Raw genomic sequence first — 17079 nt, 5'->3', positions numbered from 1 at the left:
ACTCAAAGGCAGTCCATGAAAAAACCGCCGACCTCTCGGCCGGCGGGTGCAATGGAGTCTCTCGCGGATCAAGTCTCGTGCCGCGTCAACGGCATGAGGGGACCTTCGCAGGCGGTTTTGTCGAGATTGTGGCGGGATGGCCCGGCGGGAGTTCGTTGTAGCTGCGCCATCCGATGCGGGTCGAGCGAGCCCTTCCGGGGACCGCAGACATGCCTGCCCACGCCCCCCGTGAGCTCTATGCTACGGGGGTCCAGATCACCTGTTCGATGCGGCTGGCACCCGTCGCGAGCATGGCAAGGCGGTCGATGCCCAGCGCGATGCCGCTGGCCTGCGGCATGACGGCGAGAGCCGCGAGAAACTCCTCGTCGATCGGATAGCGCTCGCCATAGATACGCTGCTTCTCCTCCATCTCGGCCTCGAAGCGGCGACGCTGCTCGGCGGCATCCGTCAGTTCACCGAAGGCGTTGGCGAGCTCGACGCCACAGGCATAGAGCTCGAAACGCTCCGAGACGCGGGGGTCGTGTGCCGTACGGCGGGCCAGCGCGGCCTCGACGCTCGGATATTCGTAGAGGATGGTGGCCCGGCCCTTGCCGAGATGCGGTTCGATCCTCTCCACCAGCACGCCCGAATAGATGTCGGACCAGGTGTCGTCCACCGCGACACGCAAGCCGGCAGCCTGCGCGGCAGCCGCGAGCGCGTCCCGGTCGCTGGCCCCCTCGGCATCGAGCGTCGCGAGCAGGTCCATGCCGGCGAAGCGCTCGAAGGCCTCGGCGACGCTGAGCCGTTCGGGCTCGGCAAAGGGGTTCGTCTCGATGCCTCGCCAGGAGAACTGCCTGCGCTGCCCCGCCTCCGCGGCCAGGGCAAGCAGGCGCGCGCAATCCTCCATCAGCGCCTGGTATGTTTCGCCCGCGCGGTACCATTCGAGCATGGTGAACTCCGGATGATGGGTCCCCGTGCGCTCGCGGTTGCGGAACACCTTGGCGAAGGTGAAGATGCGCTGCTCGCCGGCCGCCAGCAGCTTCTTGCAGGCGAATTCCGGCGAGGTATGCAGGTAGCGCCTGTGCACCTCGAGATCGGCATCGACGAGATCCGTGGCGAAGGCATGCAGATGGGTCTCGTTGCCGGGCGAGACCTGCAGGATGGCCGTCTCGACCTCCGTGAAATCTTTCACGGCGAAGAAAACGCGCAGGGCCGCCAGGAGCCGGTTGCGACCGAGAAGGAAGGGGCGGCGGTCCTGATGGGCGGTGGGATGCCACCAGGGGCTGGGGCCGGAGGTCATGGCGGCGTCCTGTCGGATGGAGGTCGTGGCAGCTTCTAGAGCGAAGGCAGGCGCGTTTCAAATCCGGATGCTCCGGCTGCTCCTCCCCTTGCCGATCGTCCCGCGCATGCCCACCTTCCCGATCCGGGCTATGATGGAGCCAAGCCCATGATTCGAGCATGATTTCGCTGTTTCGCCGCACCCTGCCGCCCGAGCCGGCCCATATCGAGGTCAAGATCGGGACTACGACCTATCCTGTCGCCGTGAGGCGGCTGGCTTCGGCGCGCCGCTACACGTTACGGGTGCGTACCGCCCAGCGCGACATCGTGCTCACCATGCCGGCGCGCGGAAGCCTGGCCACCGCCAAGGCTTTCGCGGACAAGCATGCCGGCTGGATCGCGCTCAAGCTCGCCAAGCTGGCGCAGGATGTCACCTTCGTGCCCGGGGCCATGCTGCCCTTTCGCGACGTGCCGCACCGGATCGAGCACCGGGCCGAAAGCCGCGGCACGGTGAAGCAGGAGGCGGGCGAGCCGCCTGTGCTGGCCGTGCATGGCGACGTCAAGCACCTGCCGCGCCGCCTGACCGACTGGCTGAAGAAGCAGGCGCTGAAGGAATTGCAGGCGGCGGTAACGCGCCACACCACGGCTCTCGGCGTCAAGCATGGGCCGGTGAGCGTCAAGGACACCACCAGTCGGTGGGGTTCCTGCTCCTCGGCCGGCGCGCTCGCCTTCTCGTGGCGCCTGATCCTGGCACCGCCCTTCGTGCTCGACTATCTCGCCGCGCATGAGGTTTCGCATCTCAAGGAGATGAATCATTCGCCGCGCTTCTGGCGCCTTTGCCGGCAACTCTGTCCGCGTACCGAGGAAGCCAAGGCCTGGCTGAAGGCCCATGGAGCGGGGCTGCACCGCTATGGGTGACGGTCTTTCCTAATCCAGCTGGAAGACTCGCTTCAGCGGCACCACGACCGGCGAATTGTCCGCGTGCCCTTCCATGATGTCGCTCATGAACTTCCACCAGCGCTTCATCACGTCCTGAGCGGGCAGCTCCTCCATGCGATGATCGTCGCTGCGGGTAAGGATGGCGAAGAGATGGTGGTCCTCGGGATCGAGCCAGATCGAGTAATCCGAGATGCCCACGTCCTTGAGGAGCGCCACCAGCTCGGGAAAGATCTCGTCGTGACGCTTCTCATACTCAGCAGCCTGGCCGGGATGGAGATTCATGCGGAAGGCGATGCGCTCGGGCATGGCGGGTTTCCCAGGGTCGTGTTGCCGATGCTGCTGGACGGAGCCGATATCGCGGGCTGTGCCAGCGCTCAAAAGCCTTGTCAAACGAATTTTGGTCTGACAATTTACGGGCCAGCTTGGGCTAAGGCCCTGCAACAAAAGCAAAAATCTTTCGGGAGGAAGAATGTCGAAGGAATTCGAGCGCCGCCGCGTCGGCAAGACCTCGCTGACCGTGCCGACCTTCGGCTATGGCTCGGCGCATCTCGGCGAGCTCTACAATCTCGTGACCGAGGAGGAATCCAAGGCCACCATCGATGCGGCCTGGAATGCCGGCGTACGCCTCTACGACACCGCGCCCTGGTACGGCCTCGGCCTCTCGGAACACCGGCTCGGCTACGGCCTGAGGCACAGGCCGCGCAACGAATACCAGCTCGTCACCAAGGTTGGCCGGGTGCTGGAGCGGCCCTTCGATCCGGCCACCTTCAAATCCGAGATGTGGCTGGGCGGCCTGCCCTTCCAGCACCGCTACGACTATACCTATGACGGCGTGATGCGCTCCTACGAACAGAGCATGATGCGCCTCGGCCTCAACACCATCGATGCCCTGGTGATCCACGACCTCGACGCCGCCTACCAGGGCCCCGATTTCGGCTATCGCAAGAAGGATCTCGCGCATTCCGGCATCAAGGCGCTGGAGGAGTTGAAGCGCTGGGGCGACATCAAGGCCATCGGCATGGGCATCAACACCACGGAGGCGCTGGAAACCGTGGCGCCGATCGTCGACCTCGACTTCGTGCTGGTCGCCATGCCCTACACGCTGCTTGACCAGGGTCCGCTGCATACCGGCATGGCCGATTGCGTGAAGCGCGGCGTCAGCGTGATCATCGGCTCGCCGCTCGCCTCGGGCATCCTGGCGACGGGCTCGGGGAGCACGTCGAAATACGGCTACGCCAACGCCTCCGAGGAGATCCAGAAGAAGGTGCGGGGCATCGAGGAGGTCTGCCGGACCCATGACGTGAAGCTGCCCGCCGCCGCCCTGCAATTCGTGCTGGCGCATCCGGCCGTGGTGTCGGAGATACCCGGCGCGGTGAAGCCGAGCGAGGTGGAAGCGAACGTAGCCTCCCACCACGCGCCGATTCCGAGGGCATTCTGGGCGGAACTGAAGGAAAAGGCCCTGATCGACAAGGACGCGCCCACGCCGTGAGCGGCCAGCCCCGCTTTGCAGGGACAGCACCTACAGACGCGCTGTCCCTTGCGGGTCTGGTGTCGCGAAGGTCAGATTTGCGTGTGGCAATGGCATGTATGAAGTCGCGCCCTGAGCGTTCCTACCACTCGAAGGCGTCCACCACTTCTCGCTTGCCGACCACCATGGCATCCGCCACGAGGTGGAACGGGGCTGCGTCCACCGCACTCTCGCCGCGGTCGAGCAAACCGGCGAAGCGCTCATAGATGCCTTCATATTCGGCCATCGGCTCGGCCACCGTCATCTTGCCGTCGACGGCCAGCTTGGAGCCCCCGTCGATCAACGTGAGGGTGGTGCCGTCGGCCGTCCTGATCTCGATGGTCCAGGTCTGCTCGCCCGTCTGGCGCCAGTCGAACTCCGCCGTGAGCGACGCGTCGGGGGCAGCAGCGGCGGACGAAAAGGTGAGCGAAGCCGCGATCGGCGTGTCGCGATTGGCCGGATAGGCAAGCGTCGCGGCAGTGACGAAAAATGGCTCGGGCGCGATCTCGGTGAGGATCGACAGCGCGTTGATGCCGGGATCGAACACACCGAAGCCACCTGGCTGCCAGATCCACTCCTGGCCCGGATGCCAGCGCTTCACGTCTTCCTTCCAGGTGACGGCGAGCGAGGCGATCTTCCTGCCCGCAAGGCGCTTCTTGGCCTCCTCGACTCCCTTGTTGTACTGCGAATGCCAGGTGGCGAAGAGCACGCAGCGCCGGGCCGCGGCCTGTCGCTGGAGATCGGCGAGCTCGCTCACCGTCGGAGCCGGCGGCTTTTCCAGGAGGACGTTCATGCCGGCATTGAGCGCTTCCAGCGCCACGGCGTGACGCACCGAGGGGGGCGTGCAGATCGCCACGGCATCGAGATCGGGCATGGCGGCGTAGAGCTCGGCCGGCGTGCGGAAGGTAGGCACGCCAGGCTGCTCGATGCCGCGCTGGCTGACGAGCGCGGCCAGCCGAAAGGCCGGATTCTTGGCGATGACGGGCAGATGCTGGTCGATGGCGATCTTGCCCACACCGATGATCGCGATGGAATGCTGGCTCATGGGTCTCCGCCCTATTTGTCTGTCAAATACTGCGTTCAGCTATCAGCAAATCGGGCCGCCGCAAAGGGGGCGGCCCTGCCTGTTTTACCAGCGTCCCGCAAGTATGGCGCAGATTGAAATCGGGCGAGGCAACCCGGCGTCCTTCCGGCCGAAGAGCCGGCTCCCCCGAATACAACCTAGCGGGGAGGCTGTTCACGGGCGCGGGCGCAACCCGCGGCCATCCGGAATGACGGCGCACCGCCTCTGCGATCACATCTTCTCGGGCACGTCGATGCCGAGGAGCCAGAGGCCCTTGGCGAGCACGGCCCGGGTCAGGCCGCAGAGGGCAAGGCGCGAGGCCCGCTGGACATCCGTGTCGGCCTTCAGCACCGGGCAGGCGTCGTAGAAGCGGCTGAAGCCCTGGGCGACGCCGAAGATGTAGTCGGCGACCTCATTGGGCGCGAGATTGCGCGCGGCGGAGGCCACCACTTCGGGCAGGCGCGCGCATTCGAGGACCAGCGCCCTTTCCGTCGGCTCGGTGAGCACGATGTCACCCGCCCGAATCTGGCCGAGCTCGGCCTCGTTGAGGATGGAGCCGATGCGCACGCAGGCATACTGCACATAGGGGCCCGTCTTGCCCTCGAACGTCACCATGCGGTCGGCATCGAAGATATAGCCGGAGATGCGGTAGGAGGAGAGATCGGTGAACTTGACCGCGGCGAGACCCACCTGCCTTGCGAGTTGCTCGCGGTCGAGCGTGGGATCGTCGCCCCGCAGGCGCTCGCCGGCCTTCTCGATGGCTTCGCCCAGCAGGTCCTTGAGCTGGGCCACGCCGCCCTCTCGCGTCTTGTAGGGCTTGCCATCCGCGCCGTTGACCGTACCGAAGCCGGCATGGATGAGTTCCACACCGGGGGCAAGGCCTGCCTTCTCGGCGGCACGGAAGACCTGCCGGAAATGCAGCTCCTGGCGCTGGTCGACGACATAGACGATGCGCTTTGGATCCTGGTCGCGCACACGCGCCACGATGGTGGCGAGATCCGTGGTGGCGTAGAGCGCCGCCCCGTCCGATTTCTGCAGCAGGAGCGGCGGCAGCGGCTTAGCCTCGCCGGGCGTGGACACATCGACGATCAGTGCGCCCTGGTCCTCCACCGCAACGCCCCTCCCCACCATGTCGGCGATCATGTCCGGGATGAGCGGCTGCACGTCGCTTTCACCGAGGAACAGGTCGAAATGGGTGCCGAGCAGGTCGATATCCTCGCGCTGGGCCTTGAGCGAGACGTCGCGCAGCGTTTGCCAGATCGCCGTGGCGTCGGGATCCCCGGCCTGCAGGGCGGCGGTGGCGGCACGGGCAAGCTCCATGCGCGCGGGATCGGCCTTGCAGGCCGCCGCCGCTTCCGGATAGAGGCGTTGCAGGTCTTCCATGGTGAGGGGCGGCGTGGTGCCGGGGGCGAGATCCGGCCAGCGCAGGCGGATCTCGGAGATGAGCTGCCCCATTTGCAGCCCCCAGTCGCCGAGATGGATGTCGGAGACGGTGCGGATCCCCTGGGCATCGAGGATGCGCCGAAGGCTCTCGCCAATCACCAGCGCGCGAAGATGGCCGACATGCAGGGGTTTGGCGACATTGGGCCCGCCATAGTCGAGCACGACTGTATCAGCCGGAAGCTGGACGATGTTGAGGTCCGGAGAGGCCGCCTGCTCCGTCGCGCAGCGCGCGAGGAAATCGTCGGCGATACGCAGGTTCAGGAAGCCGGGGCCGGCAACCGAAACCTCCTTGAAGACCGTGCTCTTCCTGAGTTCGGCGCCGATCTCTTCCGCGAGTTCGCGTGGATTGCGCTTCATGCCCTTGGCAAGCGGCATCGCTCCGTTGCACTGCAGGTCCGCGAGGTCCGGCAGTGTCGAGCGTGAGGCGCGGGCGGTATCAGTCGGCAGTCCGCAGGCAGAAAAGGCAATCGCCAGGGCGTCGTCGACGTGGCGGTTCAAAGAGGCAGACATGCGGACGCTTTCCTTCACTTGTCGTCAGCGTCCGCAGTAAGCAGCTTACCGGCTCCAGGCAAGCATTTCCGGCCGATTATCAATGGATTTGGCGGCTGAGGCTCGCTTCAGGGCAATGGCCCTGGAGGGGCCTCCTCACGAGGGCGCGGATATGCCTCCGCGCCGGGATCCTCAGAACCGCCCTCCGGCCACCCTCTTCGGCCGGCCCGGATCGATATCGGGTGCGGGGCCGGAAGGCTCGTCCTTGTGACTCAGATCCGGCACTTCCCTGAGATTGTCCAGCGCCGCGACCGCATCGACGATATCGTTGCCTTCGGGGGCATTGGGCACCAGCGTGAATTCGGCGGTATTCTCCTGAGTCACCAGTTCACGGGCCATGTCCCAGTGCAGAAGCTCCCGCCCCTCCGGGCAGCCCTCGAGCTGCCACAGTTCGCGGGCCTTCTCCCGGATCTTATGAATGAGGTCTTCCGTCATCAACTTCTCTCCCGGTCTGGGTTGGTAAGAGAAAACGCCCGGAACCTTGGACGGTTCCTTCCCAGGGCTGTCTTCGGAGCCGCCGTCGGTACGGCGATGCCGCATGCATCGCATGCAACTCCTTCAGAATAGGCAGAGAATCGGTAAATTCAACCGCGGCGAGGCCTTAGAGCAAAGCGCGCTCAGGTACAAACGCCGCTCTTCTCCAGCTCCTTGTTTTTCGACGCGTCCTTGTGTTTTGCCGATTCCGTCAAGACACAAAGCGCTCTAGCCAAATTCCGGCAGGATCGCCCTGGCCTTGGCGAACAGTCGCGCCTTGTTGCCGATGACGTGCGCCGTCTTCTGGAAATCCATCCGCGCCGAAGCTGGCGACATGCCGCAACTCACCGCGATGCGCTCGGCCTCGTCATGGATATCGAAGGAACGGCCCTCGAAAATGGCCTGTGCGATGAGGGCTTCGACCTTCTCGGCATAGAGGCTGGGGCGCAGCGGGAGATGCTTCGGCATCGGGTCTCTCCTGGATTGAAGTCAAAGAAACGACTCGGCGAAAACGCCACGCACCCTGGCTACCAAACATGGCGGAGATGGATCGGTTCCGTGCCCGAAGCGGAATTTTTTGATGATGCTTTAGGGCGGAGCAATGGGACCATCCAGATGGCCGGGAGCTCCAACGAGGCTCGCTACGGCCGGAGCGTCCAGACCACCGTCCAGGGCCCGAGCGCCGCGCCCACCTTGTGCCCCTCGATCCAGACGGTCCTGCCTTCGATCACATGCTCCAGCAATTTCGGCATCCCGCTGAGATTGAGGACGACCGATAGCACCGTCCCGCTCTCGCCCTCCCAGCGGGCCTCGACCACTCCCTGGTCTCCGACCCTGTATCGGCCCCCACGCGCCAGATCGGGAATGAGAGGCACGATCCTGGCCGTCCTCGCGGCGAGAATGCGCCGGTACCAGGCAAGCATCTCGGCATGGAAGGAATCTTCGCGTTCGCGCCAGCGCAGCTTGGCCGATTGGAAGGTCTGCTCGCTGACGGGATCGGGAATCGCCCTGCGGGCCTCGGGATTCGCATATTCGGGAAAACGCGAGAATTCGTTGCGGCGGCCTTCCCGGACCTTGTCGGCCAGCTCGCCCTCGACGTCGCAGAAGAAAGTAAAGGGGGTCGAGGCGGCCCACTCCTCCCCCTGGAAAAGCATCGGGATCTGGGGCGCGAGCAGATAGGCGGCGGCCGCCGCCCTGACGGCTTCCAGCGGGTGCTGGTGGTGAATGCGATCGCCGGTGGCGCGATTGCCGACCTGATCGTGATTCTGCAGGAAGGCGATGAAGGAATCCGGCGGCAGATGAGCCGAGCGCTCGCCGCGAGGCCGGCCCCGATAGGGCATCGCCTCTCCCTGGAAGGCGAAGCCCTCCGCCAGGGCTCGCCCGAGCAGGCGCGGCCGGCTTGCATAGTCGGCATAGTAAGCCGAATCCTCGCCCGTCACCGCGACATGCAGGACATGGTGCATGTCGTCGTTCCACTGCGCGGTGAAGCCCACCGCCTCGCCTTCACGCCGGGTGAGCCAGCCTGCCGTGTTTTCCTCATTTTCCAGGACGAGGTGGACGGGCCGGTCGCGGACGGCGTCGCCGACGGTGGTGCGGATCTCATCGAGAAGATGTAGCGCGCTCGAGTCGCGGATCTCATGCACCGCGTCGAAACGAAGCCCGTCGAAACGGAACTCCTGGAGCCAGTACAGCGCATTCTCGATCACGAAGGCCCTGACCTCCGCCGACCCCTCGTCGTCATAATTGACGGCGGCACCCCATGGCGTCTCGTGCCGTTCGGTGAAGACCGGCGCATAGAGCGGCTGGTAGTTTCCATCCGATCCGTAGTGATTGTAGACGACGTCGAGCAGCACCGAGAGGCCGAGGCCGTGCGCCGTGTCGATGAAGGCCTTCAGTTCCTCCGGCCTGCCATAGGCTGCGTCCGGCGCGAAGGGCAGCACGCCGTCATAGCCCCAATTGCGCCGACCGGGGAAATCGGCAACCGGCATGAGCTGCACCGCGGTGACGCCCAGCTCGGCCAGTTCCTCCAGCCTGCCTGCGGCGCCGTTGAAGGTGCCCTCGGACGTGAAGGTTCCGACATGCATTTCATACAGCACGGTCTCATGCCAGGGGCGCCCTCGCCAACCGGTATTTCGCCAGCGATAGGCCGAGGGATCGACCAGCTCGCTCGGGCCGTGCACATCCTCGGGCTGGAAGCGGCTGGCCGGATCGGGCACCGCCAGGCCGTCCTCCAGCAGGAAGCGGTAGCGGGTCCCGAAAACGGCCGTCGTCTCCAGACTGTGCCAGCCGTCGCTGCTCTTCATCGGCAGCACCGCTCCGCCGACATGCAGGCGCACCTTTCGCTGTTTCGGCGCCCAGAGGCGGAACAGGATCTTGCCGTCCCTGCTCAGGGGACCGAAGCGCGGCTCGCGGCGATCGACGGGCTCGTTCATGACAGCGACCTCCGCGCGGCTGCGGGGCTCACGGGCACCAGCACGGCCGCCGGCAGGTCCGCCAGGAGGATGCCGAGATCGATCCCCTCAGGCCCGGGCGCGATCTGGCGACCGGACAGGACGTCGCCATAGACAGGACGATGCGACGACAGGGGCAGCACGCCGGCAACCTCTCCACGGCGGGGAAAGCGAGCCGCCACCACAATGGCCGAGCTGTCCCCATGCTGGCGCGAGAAGGCGACGAGACGCTCATCCGGCATCTCGATCGGCCGATAGTCTCCTCTGCCGAACAGCTCCGGGTGCTCCGTGCGCAGGGCGAGGAGCTTGGCCGTGGCCAGCAGCTTCGCAGTTCCGTCGGCCAGATCGTCTGCGGCAATCGGCCTGACCGCTCTCTCGAGCCGGCTCGCCCGCCAGGCCCAGTCGACCGGCCGGCGATTGTCAGGATCGACCAGACTGAAATCGAGGCCCTCGCCCCCCTGGTAGATGTCGGGCATGCCGGGCACGGTGAACTTGAGGACGGCCTGCACGAAGCTGTTGGCTGCTCCAAGGGTGGAAATGCGGTTCTGGAAGGGAACGAAATCTGCGAGGAAGTCCACGTCGGCCAAGGCGGCCCCGATGAAGCCGCGCAGGATTTCCTCATAGGCCTCGTCCGGTGCGGCCCAGTTGGTATGGACCTTGGCCTCGCGCACCGACTTGAGCATGGCAGCCTGCATGCGCTCTTCGAAACCTGCCAGTCCTTCGGCATCCCCCGAGGAGAGGCCCGAAGGCCAGGTGCCGATGAGGAGCTGGTAGAACAGGAAGACGTCGTTGCTGTCCGGCAGCGCGTCGGCCCTGCCGAGGATGCCATGCCAGCGATCCACAGCCCCCGCGAAGTCGGGCGCGATTTCGCTGAGGACGGCAAGGCGCGCCCGGCAATCCTCTCCACGCTTGGTATCATGCGTGGACGTGCCGAGCATCGCGCCGGGATGCCGGGCGAGATTTTCGGCGTGGAAGACGGCGACGCTGGCGCCGAGCTGCTCGGGATGGCCGCCGACCTCATTGGCGGCCACGAAGCGGTTGTAGCGGTAGAAGGCCGTATCCTCGACGCCCTTTGCCATCACCGGGCCGGTATATTGCTGGAATTTCATGGAGAAGCGCAGCACGTCCTGCCGGCTGAACCCGCTGCCGGCCAGCGAGACCGCCTCGCAGCTCAGCAGCGAGAACAGGAAGTCGAACACCGAACGATCAATCCCGCCGCCGGTACGACGCGCGGTCGCGAAGGCCCGCTTGAGCTGGGCGAGGTCTTTCGCATCGGCGCCATCCGCATCAACGTAGGTGCGGTAGACCTGGAAGCCGGCCACGATTTCCCGAAGCGCGCGTTGCAGCACGTTGCGGGTGAAATCGGCGGTTCGCGGATTGGAGCGGGCGATACGGGCGGCCTCGCGCGCAAGCCCCCAGAGTTCACTCGCCATCTCGTCGTCCATGATGGCCAGCTTGCATTCGCGCATGATGGCGGCGAACCCGCGCCGCTCGCTGCTGAACCGCCGATAGAGCTCGCTGAGCGGGGCCTCGCCGGCCGGATCGATCATCAGGTGAGTCATGAGATTGGCGAACTCGTAGCCGGTGGTGCCATCCGCCTGCCAATCCGAGCGCAGCTCCTCGCCAGGGCCGAGGATCTTCTCGACAACGAGGTATATCGGCCTGGGCGCCTTCTGGCGCAGGCGCAGGCAATAGGTCTTGGGATCGAGCAGACCGTCGATATGGTCGATCCGCAGCCCTGTCAGCGTGCCGCCTTCGATCAGCTCGAAAACCAGGCGATGAGCATGGTCGAACAGTTCCTCATGCTCGATGCGCAGCCCGGCGAGATCGCTGATGTTGAAGAAGCGGCGATAATTGATGTCGTCCGCGGCTGCTCGGAAGAAGGCTACGCGCCAATGCTGGTCCGTGATCAAGCGGTCGAGCCGCGTCCAGCTCTCGACGTCCCCTGCCTTGCCGGCAAACCGGCCAACGCCGGCGGCGATGGCCGCAGCCGCTTCTCCGTCCCCGGCGACCATGGCCGCGAGATCCGCCTTGAGTTCGCGCGCCCGGCGCTGCTCATGCGGACGAAAGGCGGCGAGATGGGAAAAGGCATCGGCGAGCCTGTCCAGCTCCGCATGGGCGCTGCCGAGGATACGGCCGTAATGGCCGGGACGGACGGGCAGCTTGTGGACACCATAGGCCCAGACGGCGAATTCTCCCGCGCCCTCGTCGAAGCGCAGTTCCAGCCCGCCATCGGCAAGCACGGCGCCGTAATGGTCGCCAAGCACCGGGATCAGCACCTTGCCCTCCAGATGCGGAGCTTCCGGCCGCCAGTCGACATCGAACCAGCCGGCATAGTCGGAGGCCTGCCCCCATTCGAGCATGTCGAGCCAGAAGGGGTTGTCGGCCCCGCCTACGCCCATATGGTTCGGCACGAAATCGAGGATGAGCCCGAGTCCATTGGCGCGCAAGGCCTGATTCATACGGTCAAAGTCTTCAGGCGTGCCCAATTCCGGGTTGAGGGCGTCATGGTCGACAATGTCGTAGCCGTGACTGCTGCCGGGCCGTGCCTTCAGGAAGGGCGAGGCATAGACGTGGCTGACCCCCAATCGGGCCAGATAGGGTGCCAGGGCGCCGGCGTCGGCGAAGGTGAAGCGGGAGTTGAGTTGCAATCGATAGGTGGCTCGAGGCAGCGGGCTCGCGGCTGTTGCCATGGGGCATCCTTCAGGTCGAGTTCCAGGATTGAACGGATGGCCCGGCGAAAAGTTGCGCGCCGGGAAGAAATTGGATGGCAGGCGATGATACCGCAATCGCCGCTCCCGTCACCCCGACGGAACCTTCCGCATCCGCCCGAGTTCTTCAACTACCCAACCACCCCAGGAGGTTTACATGGATTGGAACCGTGTCGAAGGCAATTGGAAGCAGGTCAAGGGCATGGTGAAGGAGCAGTGGGGCAAGCTCACCGATGACGACCTCGATATCGTCCAAGGCAAGCAGGATCAGCTCGAAGGCAAGATCCAGGAGCGCTACGGCATCGCCAAGGACAAGGCGAAATCGGAGGTCGAAAGCTGGTACAGCCGCCAGAAATGGCACTGACCCGGGCCCGCCTCCGCGCGTTCGGCAGTGGCAAGGCCGAACTGCGAACCTCTCCCCGGATGCAGGACTGCATCCGGGGTTTCTTTTGGAAAGGACGTGTCTTTCCAGTCCTCCCGATTTCGGGAATAATACGTTTTCATGGAATGCCCGTGGTATGGATTGTCCCGGACGTGGCTTGGTCCTGCCTGCTGAATGGCGTTTTAGCCATACCTTGCAGGTGCCTGCGGCTTAGTTGATGGTGCATCGCAATGCCCCGCCGCACGAATCTCATTCTCAACGCCGACGGTAACGAGGCTGCGCGCCACGCCAAGACCCGTGCGCTCGGCCGCGCGGCCGAGCTCGAGGTGATTGAGGCGGCATCCGGCTTCGAGGCGCTGGTGCTCGTGAAGGAGAAGCGCCCCACCCTGATACTGCTCGACGTCAAGCTGCCCGACATGAGCGGGTTCGACGTCTGTCGTATCATCAAGCAGGACTACCCGGAGACGCTCGTCCTGCAGACCTCGGCTTCCTTCGTCTCGGGAAGGGACCGCACGCGCGGCCTGGACGCAGGCGCCGATTCCTATCTGGTGCAGCCATCCGAACCGGACGAACTCGTCGCCTCGGTGCGGGCGCTGCTGCGCATCCGCGCCGCCGAGATGGCCCTCAGGGAGAGTGAGGCGAATTTCCGTACCCTGGCCGAAAACATCCCCATCCTGTGCTGGATGGCCGCGGCCCATGGCGGCATCTACTGGTACAACAAGCGCTGGTACGACTACACGGGCTGCACGCTCGAACAGATGCGGGGCTGGGGCTGGCGTTCGGTACACGACCGTTCGGTACTTCCGGCGGTGATCGGGCGCTGGCGCGAGTCGCTGGAAACGGGCAGTGCCTTCGAGATGGTCTTTCCCCTTCGTGGCAAGGACGGGGTCTTCAGGCCATTCCTCACGCGTGTCGCCCCCGTCACGGACGAAACGGGGCGCATCATCCGCTGGTTCGGCACCAACACCGACATTTCCAAGCAAACCGAGGTGGAAAACGAGCTGCGCGATCTCAACGAGACGCTGGAACAACGCGTGCAGGACGAAGTCGCGGCCCGGGTGGCGGCCGAGAACAGCCTGCATCAGCTTCACAAGGTAGAGGCGCTCGGACAGCTCACCGGCGGCATCGCGCATGACTTCAACAACATGCTGGCGGTGATCATCGGCGGGCTGACGCTGCTCAAGCGCAAGCTGGCGCGCGGACAGACCGATGTCGAACGCTATATCGACGGCGCTCTCGATGGCGCCGAACGGGCAGCGGCTCTCACGAAGCGCCTGCTCGGCTTCTCCCGCCAGCAGCCCCTGGCGGTGGAGCGGGTCTGCGCCAACGCCATGATCCTCGACATGACCGATCTCCTGTCCCGGACGCTGGGCGAGCATATCCGCATCACCACGGTGCTGGCACCGGACAGCTGGGCCGTGGAGACGGACAGGAGCCAGCTCGAGAATGCTCTGCTCAACATGTCGGTCAACGCCCGCGACGCCATGCCCGACGGGGGTGAATTAAGCATTGAAACGGCGAATGCGATGCTGCCGGAGAGGCTGGCGCAGGAATTCGGCATCCCGGCCGGTCCCTATCTGTGCATCGCCGTCACCGATACCGGGACCGGCATGCCGGAAGACGTCGCGGCGCGGGCTTTCGATCCCTTCTTCACGACCAAGGGAGTCGGCAAGGGCACGGGACTTGGCCTGAGTCAGGTGTTCGGCTTCGTGCGCCAGAGCGGCGGCCATGTCACCATCGCATCCGAACTCGGCCGGGGCACCACCATCCGGCTCTATCTTCCCCGTTCCGGAAGCGAGGGGGCGGAGGAGGAAGCCGCCGGCGAATCGTCAAAGATGCTCCCGGGCCGTCCCGACGAAACCGTGCTGGTGGTCGAGGACGAGGACCGGGTGCGGGCCATGGCGGTGGAGGCGCTGCAGGGCCTGGGCTATACCGTCATCGAAGCGGCGTCGGCAAGCGACGCACTTGAGCTGGTCGCCGCCGGGCGCCCGATAACCCTCCTCTTCACCGACATCGTCATGCCGGAAATGAATGGCGGCGAACTGGCTTTGCTGGCCAGGGCGCGCTTGCCTGATCTGAAGGTGCTCTTCACCACGGGCTATGCGCCCGACGACAGCGGCCGTATACGAAGCGAGGGCATCGCCGGTCGCCCCCTGCACAAGCCCTATTCCTTGAAACAGCTCTCCCGGCGGGTCCGCGCCGCGATCGACAGCTGAACGAAGGCCAAAAAACAAAGCGAGGGAGGATTGTGGAATCCTCCCTCGCCTTTTCATCTGGAAATTCTGCAGCGGGAAACGGCAGCTCAGCCGCGAGGCGGCATATGGCGGGAACGAGACCTGGCGACAACCTTGACGCGGGCGAGTTCACGGGTGCGGGTCGCGAAGACGCTGCACAGGCCCAGGGCCAGCAAAGTCGAGCAGATTGCAAGGAGGTTGATCGTCATGTCACGTACCCCTGATATTCCGTAAATCGATATCGTTTGCCGGATAGATAACGCGCCAAGCAGCGCTAGGTTCAGTTACAATTTCCTAAGAATTCGAAAACGCCTCTCTGTCATCTCCCAAATCATGCACCTGCCAGCAACAACAGGAGCAGAACGAGAACCACGGCGCCCGGCTTCCAGTCGAGCCCTCTGATCGCCGTCCCCACTACCGCCGCCACAATCGAGGCGCCGACGCCGAGGGCCGCTAGAAACCACATATGCACAGTCCCCCCGATAGCAAGGGCTACCGCGTGGGAAAGCAACATGAAAATCACGATGACCGTCAGGCGCAGAAAGTCTTCATAGAAGTGCTTGTGGGTTGAGAAATCTTCCGAAGGCTTGATCGTCTCAGCCATTGCGACCTCCCTGATTGCACGGCTTCGGCTACTGCTCGCGGATAGGCTGGGTATCCGGCGGCTGCGGCTCCTCCTCAGGCGAGCCGGGCGGGATACCCTGCGGCTCCCCCGGCGAAATCGTGTCGGGCGTCGGCGCGGGGACGCCGAGCGGCGGCTCAGGACGCGGCACCTCGACAGGTGATGGCGGCTCGAGAGGATCGGGCTTTTGCGGTTCCGTCGGCATCGTTCCTCCGCTCAGCGCTTTGCGTCGGGCTGGGCCTCGGCACTCGCGCTCACCTTGGGCGCCCGACGATCCGGGCGGGCGGCGGGATTGCCGGACGCGAGTCCCTTGGCGGGCGAGCGGGTCAGCGAGACCGGATCGCTCGCTGGAAAACTCTCGGCAAGGGCCTTGTCGAGATCTTTTTCGGCCTTCCTGGCATGATTCCGGGACATTGGTTCATTCTCCCGAAGCAGGCGGCCTACTCGGCCGCGATGGCATAGTTGAAGTCGGAGACTTCCTGTGTCGTGACTTCGAACCGCCGCAGGACATGCGGGCCAAAGGACTGCAGCATCGGGATGTCCATGGCATCCCGGCCGCGGGCCACCAGGATGCGGCCGATGCGTGGCATGTTGTGGCGGGCATCGAAGGTGTACCAGCGATCGCCGAGATAGGCCTCGAACCAGGCGTTGAAATCCATCGGCGCGGGATCGGGCGGTACCCCGATGTCACCGAGATAGCCGTTGCAGTAGCGGGCGGGAATGTTGAGGCAGCGGCACAGCGTAACGGCCAGGTGCGTAAAGTCGCGGCACACGCCCACGCATTCCTCGAAGGTCTCCATCGCCGTACGGGTCGCTCGGGCGTTCTCGTATCCGAAGGTCAGGCGGTCATGCACGAAATCGCAGATGGCCTGCACCTTGGCGCCGCCTCCCTCGATCTCGCCGAACTTCCACCAGGCGAAGGGCGCGAGCAGATCGGTCTCGCAATAGCGGCTGGCGAGCAGAAAGGGCAGCGTGTCCAGGGGAAGGGCGGCAACCGGCACCGCCGGCGCATCCGGCGCCGTTTCATCGGGCCTGCCGCTGTCGGCGATCACGCCGTGGCAGGACAGCTGCGTTACGCCTGCGGCGACGGCGATCCTGCGGCAGCGGTTGCCATGGGGATCGATATAGCTGTCGATCCTGGCGGGACCGCTCACCCTGAATGGATCCTCGAACACGATATCTCGCCGGCGGGACGCCTCGACATCGAGCGCGGTCAGGAGCGTGGTGGGCTGGGCCGTCTCAATCTCGATGGTATAGCCATAACGGATATGCATGGTCGAACTCCGGACGGGAGGCTGGGGAGCCTTGCATGAGTAATTTGTGAAACTGCGACTGACGGCTCGATCTGGCGCCGATACAGCCAATTCATGCGAGCACAACACCCCGATTCACGGAAAGTTCCACGGAATTCGCCAAAGTCCGCCGTTGGCTCTCGGATCGCTCCCCGC

At 64.9% G+C, this 17079-nt stretch carries 17 protein-coding genes; 4 read left to right on the top strand and 13 right to left on the bottom strand.

Annotation, left to right across the window (positions count from 1 at the left end):
• Positions 1 to 235: 235 nt before the first annotated feature.
• Positions 236 to 1279, bottom strand: coding sequence for an EF-P lysine aminoacylase EpmA (gene epmA / locus AC6H34_RS11105; RefSeq protein WP_497538849.1), 1044 nt, complete (start codon positions 1277 to 1279; stop codon positions 236 to 238).
• Positions 1280 to 1437: 158 nt separating this feature from the next.
• Here epmA and AC6H34_RS11100 point away from each other — a divergent pair, with 158 nt between their 5' ends.
• Positions 1438 to 2175, top strand: coding sequence for a M48 family metallopeptidase (locus tag AC6H34_RS11100; protein ID WP_448149933.1), 738 nt, complete (start codon positions 1438 to 1440; stop codon positions 2173 to 2175).
• Between the two features lie 9 nt (positions 2176 to 2184).
• Here AC6H34_RS11100 and rhaM read toward each other — a convergent pair whose 3' ends face one another.
• On the bottom strand, positions 2185 to 2502 hold the full coding sequence (gene rhaM, locus AC6H34_RS11095; protein ID WP_497538848.1) for an L-rhamnose mutarotase: 318 nt from the start codon (positions 2500 to 2502) through the stop codon (positions 2185 to 2187).
• A gap of 163 nt (positions 2503 to 2665) precedes the next feature.
• Here rhaM and AC6H34_RS11090 point away from each other — a divergent pair, with 163 nt between their 5' ends.
• Positions 2666 to 3685, top strand: a complete 1020-nt coding sequence (locus tag AC6H34_RS11090) for an aldo/keto reductase (RefSeq protein WP_497538847.1) — start codon at positions 2666 to 2668, stop codon at positions 3683 to 3685.
• Positions 3686 to 3806: 121 nt separating this feature from the next.
• Here AC6H34_RS11090 and AC6H34_RS11085 read toward each other — a convergent pair whose 3' ends face one another.
• From AC6H34_RS11085 to treY, 6 genes are all read right to left on the bottom strand, one after another.
• Positions 3807 to 4748: a Gfo/Idh/MocA family protein gene (locus tag AC6H34_RS11085; RefSeq protein ID WP_448149936.1), complete on the bottom strand. Its 942-nt coding sequence runs from the start codon at positions 4746 to 4748 to the stop codon at positions 3807 to 3809.
• 249 nt (positions 4749 to 4997) lie between these two features.
• A complete protein-coding gene (argS, locus tag AC6H34_RS11080; protein ID WP_448149937.1) occupies positions 4998 to 6719 on the bottom strand; it encodes an arginine--tRNA ligase in 1722 nt (573 codons plus the stop codon).
• 171 nt (positions 6720 to 6890) lie between these two features.
• The gene (locus tag AC6H34_RS11075) at positions 6891 to 7193 is read right to left on the bottom strand and encodes a DUF2934 domain-containing protein (RefSeq protein ID WP_448149938.1); all 303 of its coding nucleotides are present in this window, start codon (positions 7191 to 7193) and stop codon (positions 6891 to 6893) included.
• A 267-nt stretch (positions 7194 to 7460) separates the two neighbouring features.
• Positions 7461 to 7700: a hypothetical protein gene (locus tag AC6H34_RS11070; protein ID WP_448149939.1), complete on the bottom strand. Its 240-nt coding sequence runs from the start codon at positions 7698 to 7700 to the stop codon at positions 7461 to 7463.
• Positions 7701 to 7873: 173 nt separating this feature from the next.
• Entirely contained in the window at positions 7874 to 9664 is a 1791-nt protein-coding gene (treZ, locus tag AC6H34_RS11065; protein WP_497538846.1) for a malto-oligosyltrehalose trehalohydrolase, read from the bottom strand.
• Complete coding sequence (gene treY / locus AC6H34_RS11060; protein ID WP_497538845.1) at positions 9661 to 12375, bottom strand: malto-oligosyltrehalose synthase; 2715 nt, start codon at positions 12373 to 12375, stop codon at positions 9661 to 9663. The genes treZ and treY overlap by 4 nt, the downstream gene beginning before the upstream one ends.
• A gap of 175 nt (positions 12376 to 12550) precedes the next feature.
• Here treY and AC6H34_RS11055 point away from each other — a divergent pair, with 175 nt between their 5' ends.
• Together AC6H34_RS11055 and AC6H34_RS11050 are read left to right on the top strand one after the other, a co-directional pair.
• Positions 12551 to 12757, top strand: coding sequence for a CsbD family protein (locus tag AC6H34_RS11055; RefSeq protein ID WP_448149942.1), 207 nt, complete (start codon positions 12551 to 12553; stop codon positions 12755 to 12757).
• A gap of 248 nt (positions 12758 to 13005) precedes the next feature.
• Entirely contained in the window at positions 13006 to 14991 is a 1986-nt protein-coding gene (locus AC6H34_RS11050) for a response regulator (protein WP_448149943.1), read from the top strand.
• Positions 14992 to 15077: 86 nt separating this feature from the next.
• On the opposite strand, the gene AC6H34_RS11045 is transcribed toward AC6H34_RS11050, so the two are convergent.
• The 5 genes from AC6H34_RS11045 to AC6H34_RS11025 all read right to left on the bottom strand — a co-directional run bounded on the left by AC6H34_RS11045 (position 15078) and on the right by AC6H34_RS11025 (position 16905).
• Entirely contained in the window at positions 15078 to 15218 is a 141-nt protein-coding gene (locus AC6H34_RS11045; protein WP_448149944.1) for a hypothetical protein, read from the bottom strand.
• Positions 15219 to 15340: 122 nt separating this feature from the next.
• Positions 15341 to 15613, bottom strand: coding sequence for a hypothetical protein (locus AC6H34_RS11040; RefSeq protein WP_497538844.1), 273 nt, complete (start codon positions 15611 to 15613; stop codon positions 15341 to 15343).
• Between the two features lie 28 nt (positions 15614 to 15641).
• Positions 15642 to 15836: a hypothetical protein gene (locus AC6H34_RS11035; RefSeq protein WP_448149946.1), complete on the bottom strand. Its 195-nt coding sequence runs from the start codon at positions 15834 to 15836 to the stop codon at positions 15642 to 15644.
• 11 nt (positions 15837 to 15847) lie between these two features.
• Entirely contained in the window at positions 15848 to 16045 is a 198-nt protein-coding gene (locus tag AC6H34_RS11030; protein ID WP_497538843.1) for a hypothetical protein, read from the bottom strand.
• Positions 16046 to 16071: 26 nt separating this feature from the next.
• Positions 16072 to 16905: a transglutaminase-like domain-containing protein gene (locus AC6H34_RS11025; RefSeq protein WP_448149948.1), complete on the bottom strand. Its 834-nt coding sequence runs from the start codon at positions 16903 to 16905 to the stop codon at positions 16072 to 16074.
• Between the last annotated feature and the right edge of the window lie 174 nt (positions 16906 to 17079).

The organism is Labrys sp. ALF-8 (assembly GCF_059699065.1).
Note: the sequence above shows the minus strand (reverse complement) of the source record. Positions and strands in the feature narration are given on the sequence as shown.

Bases quoted from the DNA above. Each gene is read 5' to 3' on its own strand.
- AC6H34_RS11050 (WP_448149943.1), top strand. From the start codon at position 13,006: ATGCCCCGCCGCACGAATCTCATTCTCAACGCCGACGGTAACGAGGCT.
- rhaM (WP_497538848.1), bottom strand. From the start codon at position 2,502: ATGCCCGAGCGCATCGCCTTCCGCATGAATCTCCATCCCGGCCAGGCT.
- epmA (WP_497538849.1), bottom strand. From the start codon at position 1,279: ATGACCTCCGGCCCCAGCCCCTGGTGGCATCCCACCGCCCATCAGGAC.
- AC6H34_RS11035 (WP_448149946.1), bottom strand. From the start codon at position 15,836: ATGCCGACGGAACCGCAAAAGCCCGATCCTCTCGAGCCGCCATCACCT.
- AC6H34_RS11085 (WP_448149936.1), bottom strand. From the start codon at position 4,748: ATGAGCCAGCATTCCATCGCGATCATCGGTGTGGGCAAGATCGCCATC.
- AC6H34_RS11055 (WP_448149942.1), top strand. From the start codon at position 12,551: ATGGATTGGAACCGTGTCGAAGGCAATTGGAAGCAGGTCAAGGGCATG.
- treZ (WP_497538846.1), bottom strand. From the start codon at position 9,664: ATGAACGAGCCCGTCGATCGCCGCGAGCCGCGCTTCGGTCCCCTGAGC.
- AC6H34_RS11070 (WP_448149939.1), bottom strand. From the start codon at position 7,700: ATGCCGAAGCATCTCCCGCTGCGCCCCAGCCTCTATGCCGAGAAGGTC.
- argS (WP_448149937.1), bottom strand. From the start codon at position 6,719: ATGTCTGCCTCTTTGAACCGCCACGTCGACGACGCCCTGGCGATTGCC.
- AC6H34_RS11025 (WP_448149948.1), bottom strand. From the start codon at position 16,905: ATGCATATCCGTTATGGCTATACCATCGAGATTGAGACGGCCCAGCCC.
- AC6H34_RS11030 (WP_497538843.1), bottom strand. From the start codon at position 16,045: ATGTCCCGGAATCATGCCAGGAAGGCCGAAAAAGATCTCGACAAGGCC.
- AC6H34_RS11100 (WP_448149933.1), top strand. From the start codon at position 1,438: ATGATTTCGCTGTTTCGCCGCACCCTGCCGCCCGAGCCGGCCCATATC.
- AC6H34_RS11040 (WP_497538844.1), bottom strand. From the start codon at position 15,613: ATGGCTGAGACGATCAAGCCTTCGGAAGATTTCTCAACCCACAAGCAC.
- treY (WP_497538845.1), bottom strand. From the start codon at position 12,375: ATGGCAACAGCCGCGAGCCCGCTGCCTCGAGCCACCTATCGATTGCAA.
- AC6H34_RS11090 (WP_497538847.1), top strand. From the start codon at position 2,666: ATGTCGAAGGAATTCGAGCGCCGCCGCGTCGGCAAGACCTCGCTGACC.
- AC6H34_RS11045 (WP_448149944.1), bottom strand. From the start codon at position 15,218: ATGACGATCAACCTCCTTGCAATCTGCTCGACTTTGCTGGCCCTGGGC.
- AC6H34_RS11075 (WP_448149938.1), bottom strand. From the start codon at position 7,193: ATGACGGAAGACCTCATTCATAAGATCCGGGAGAAGGCCCGCGAACTG.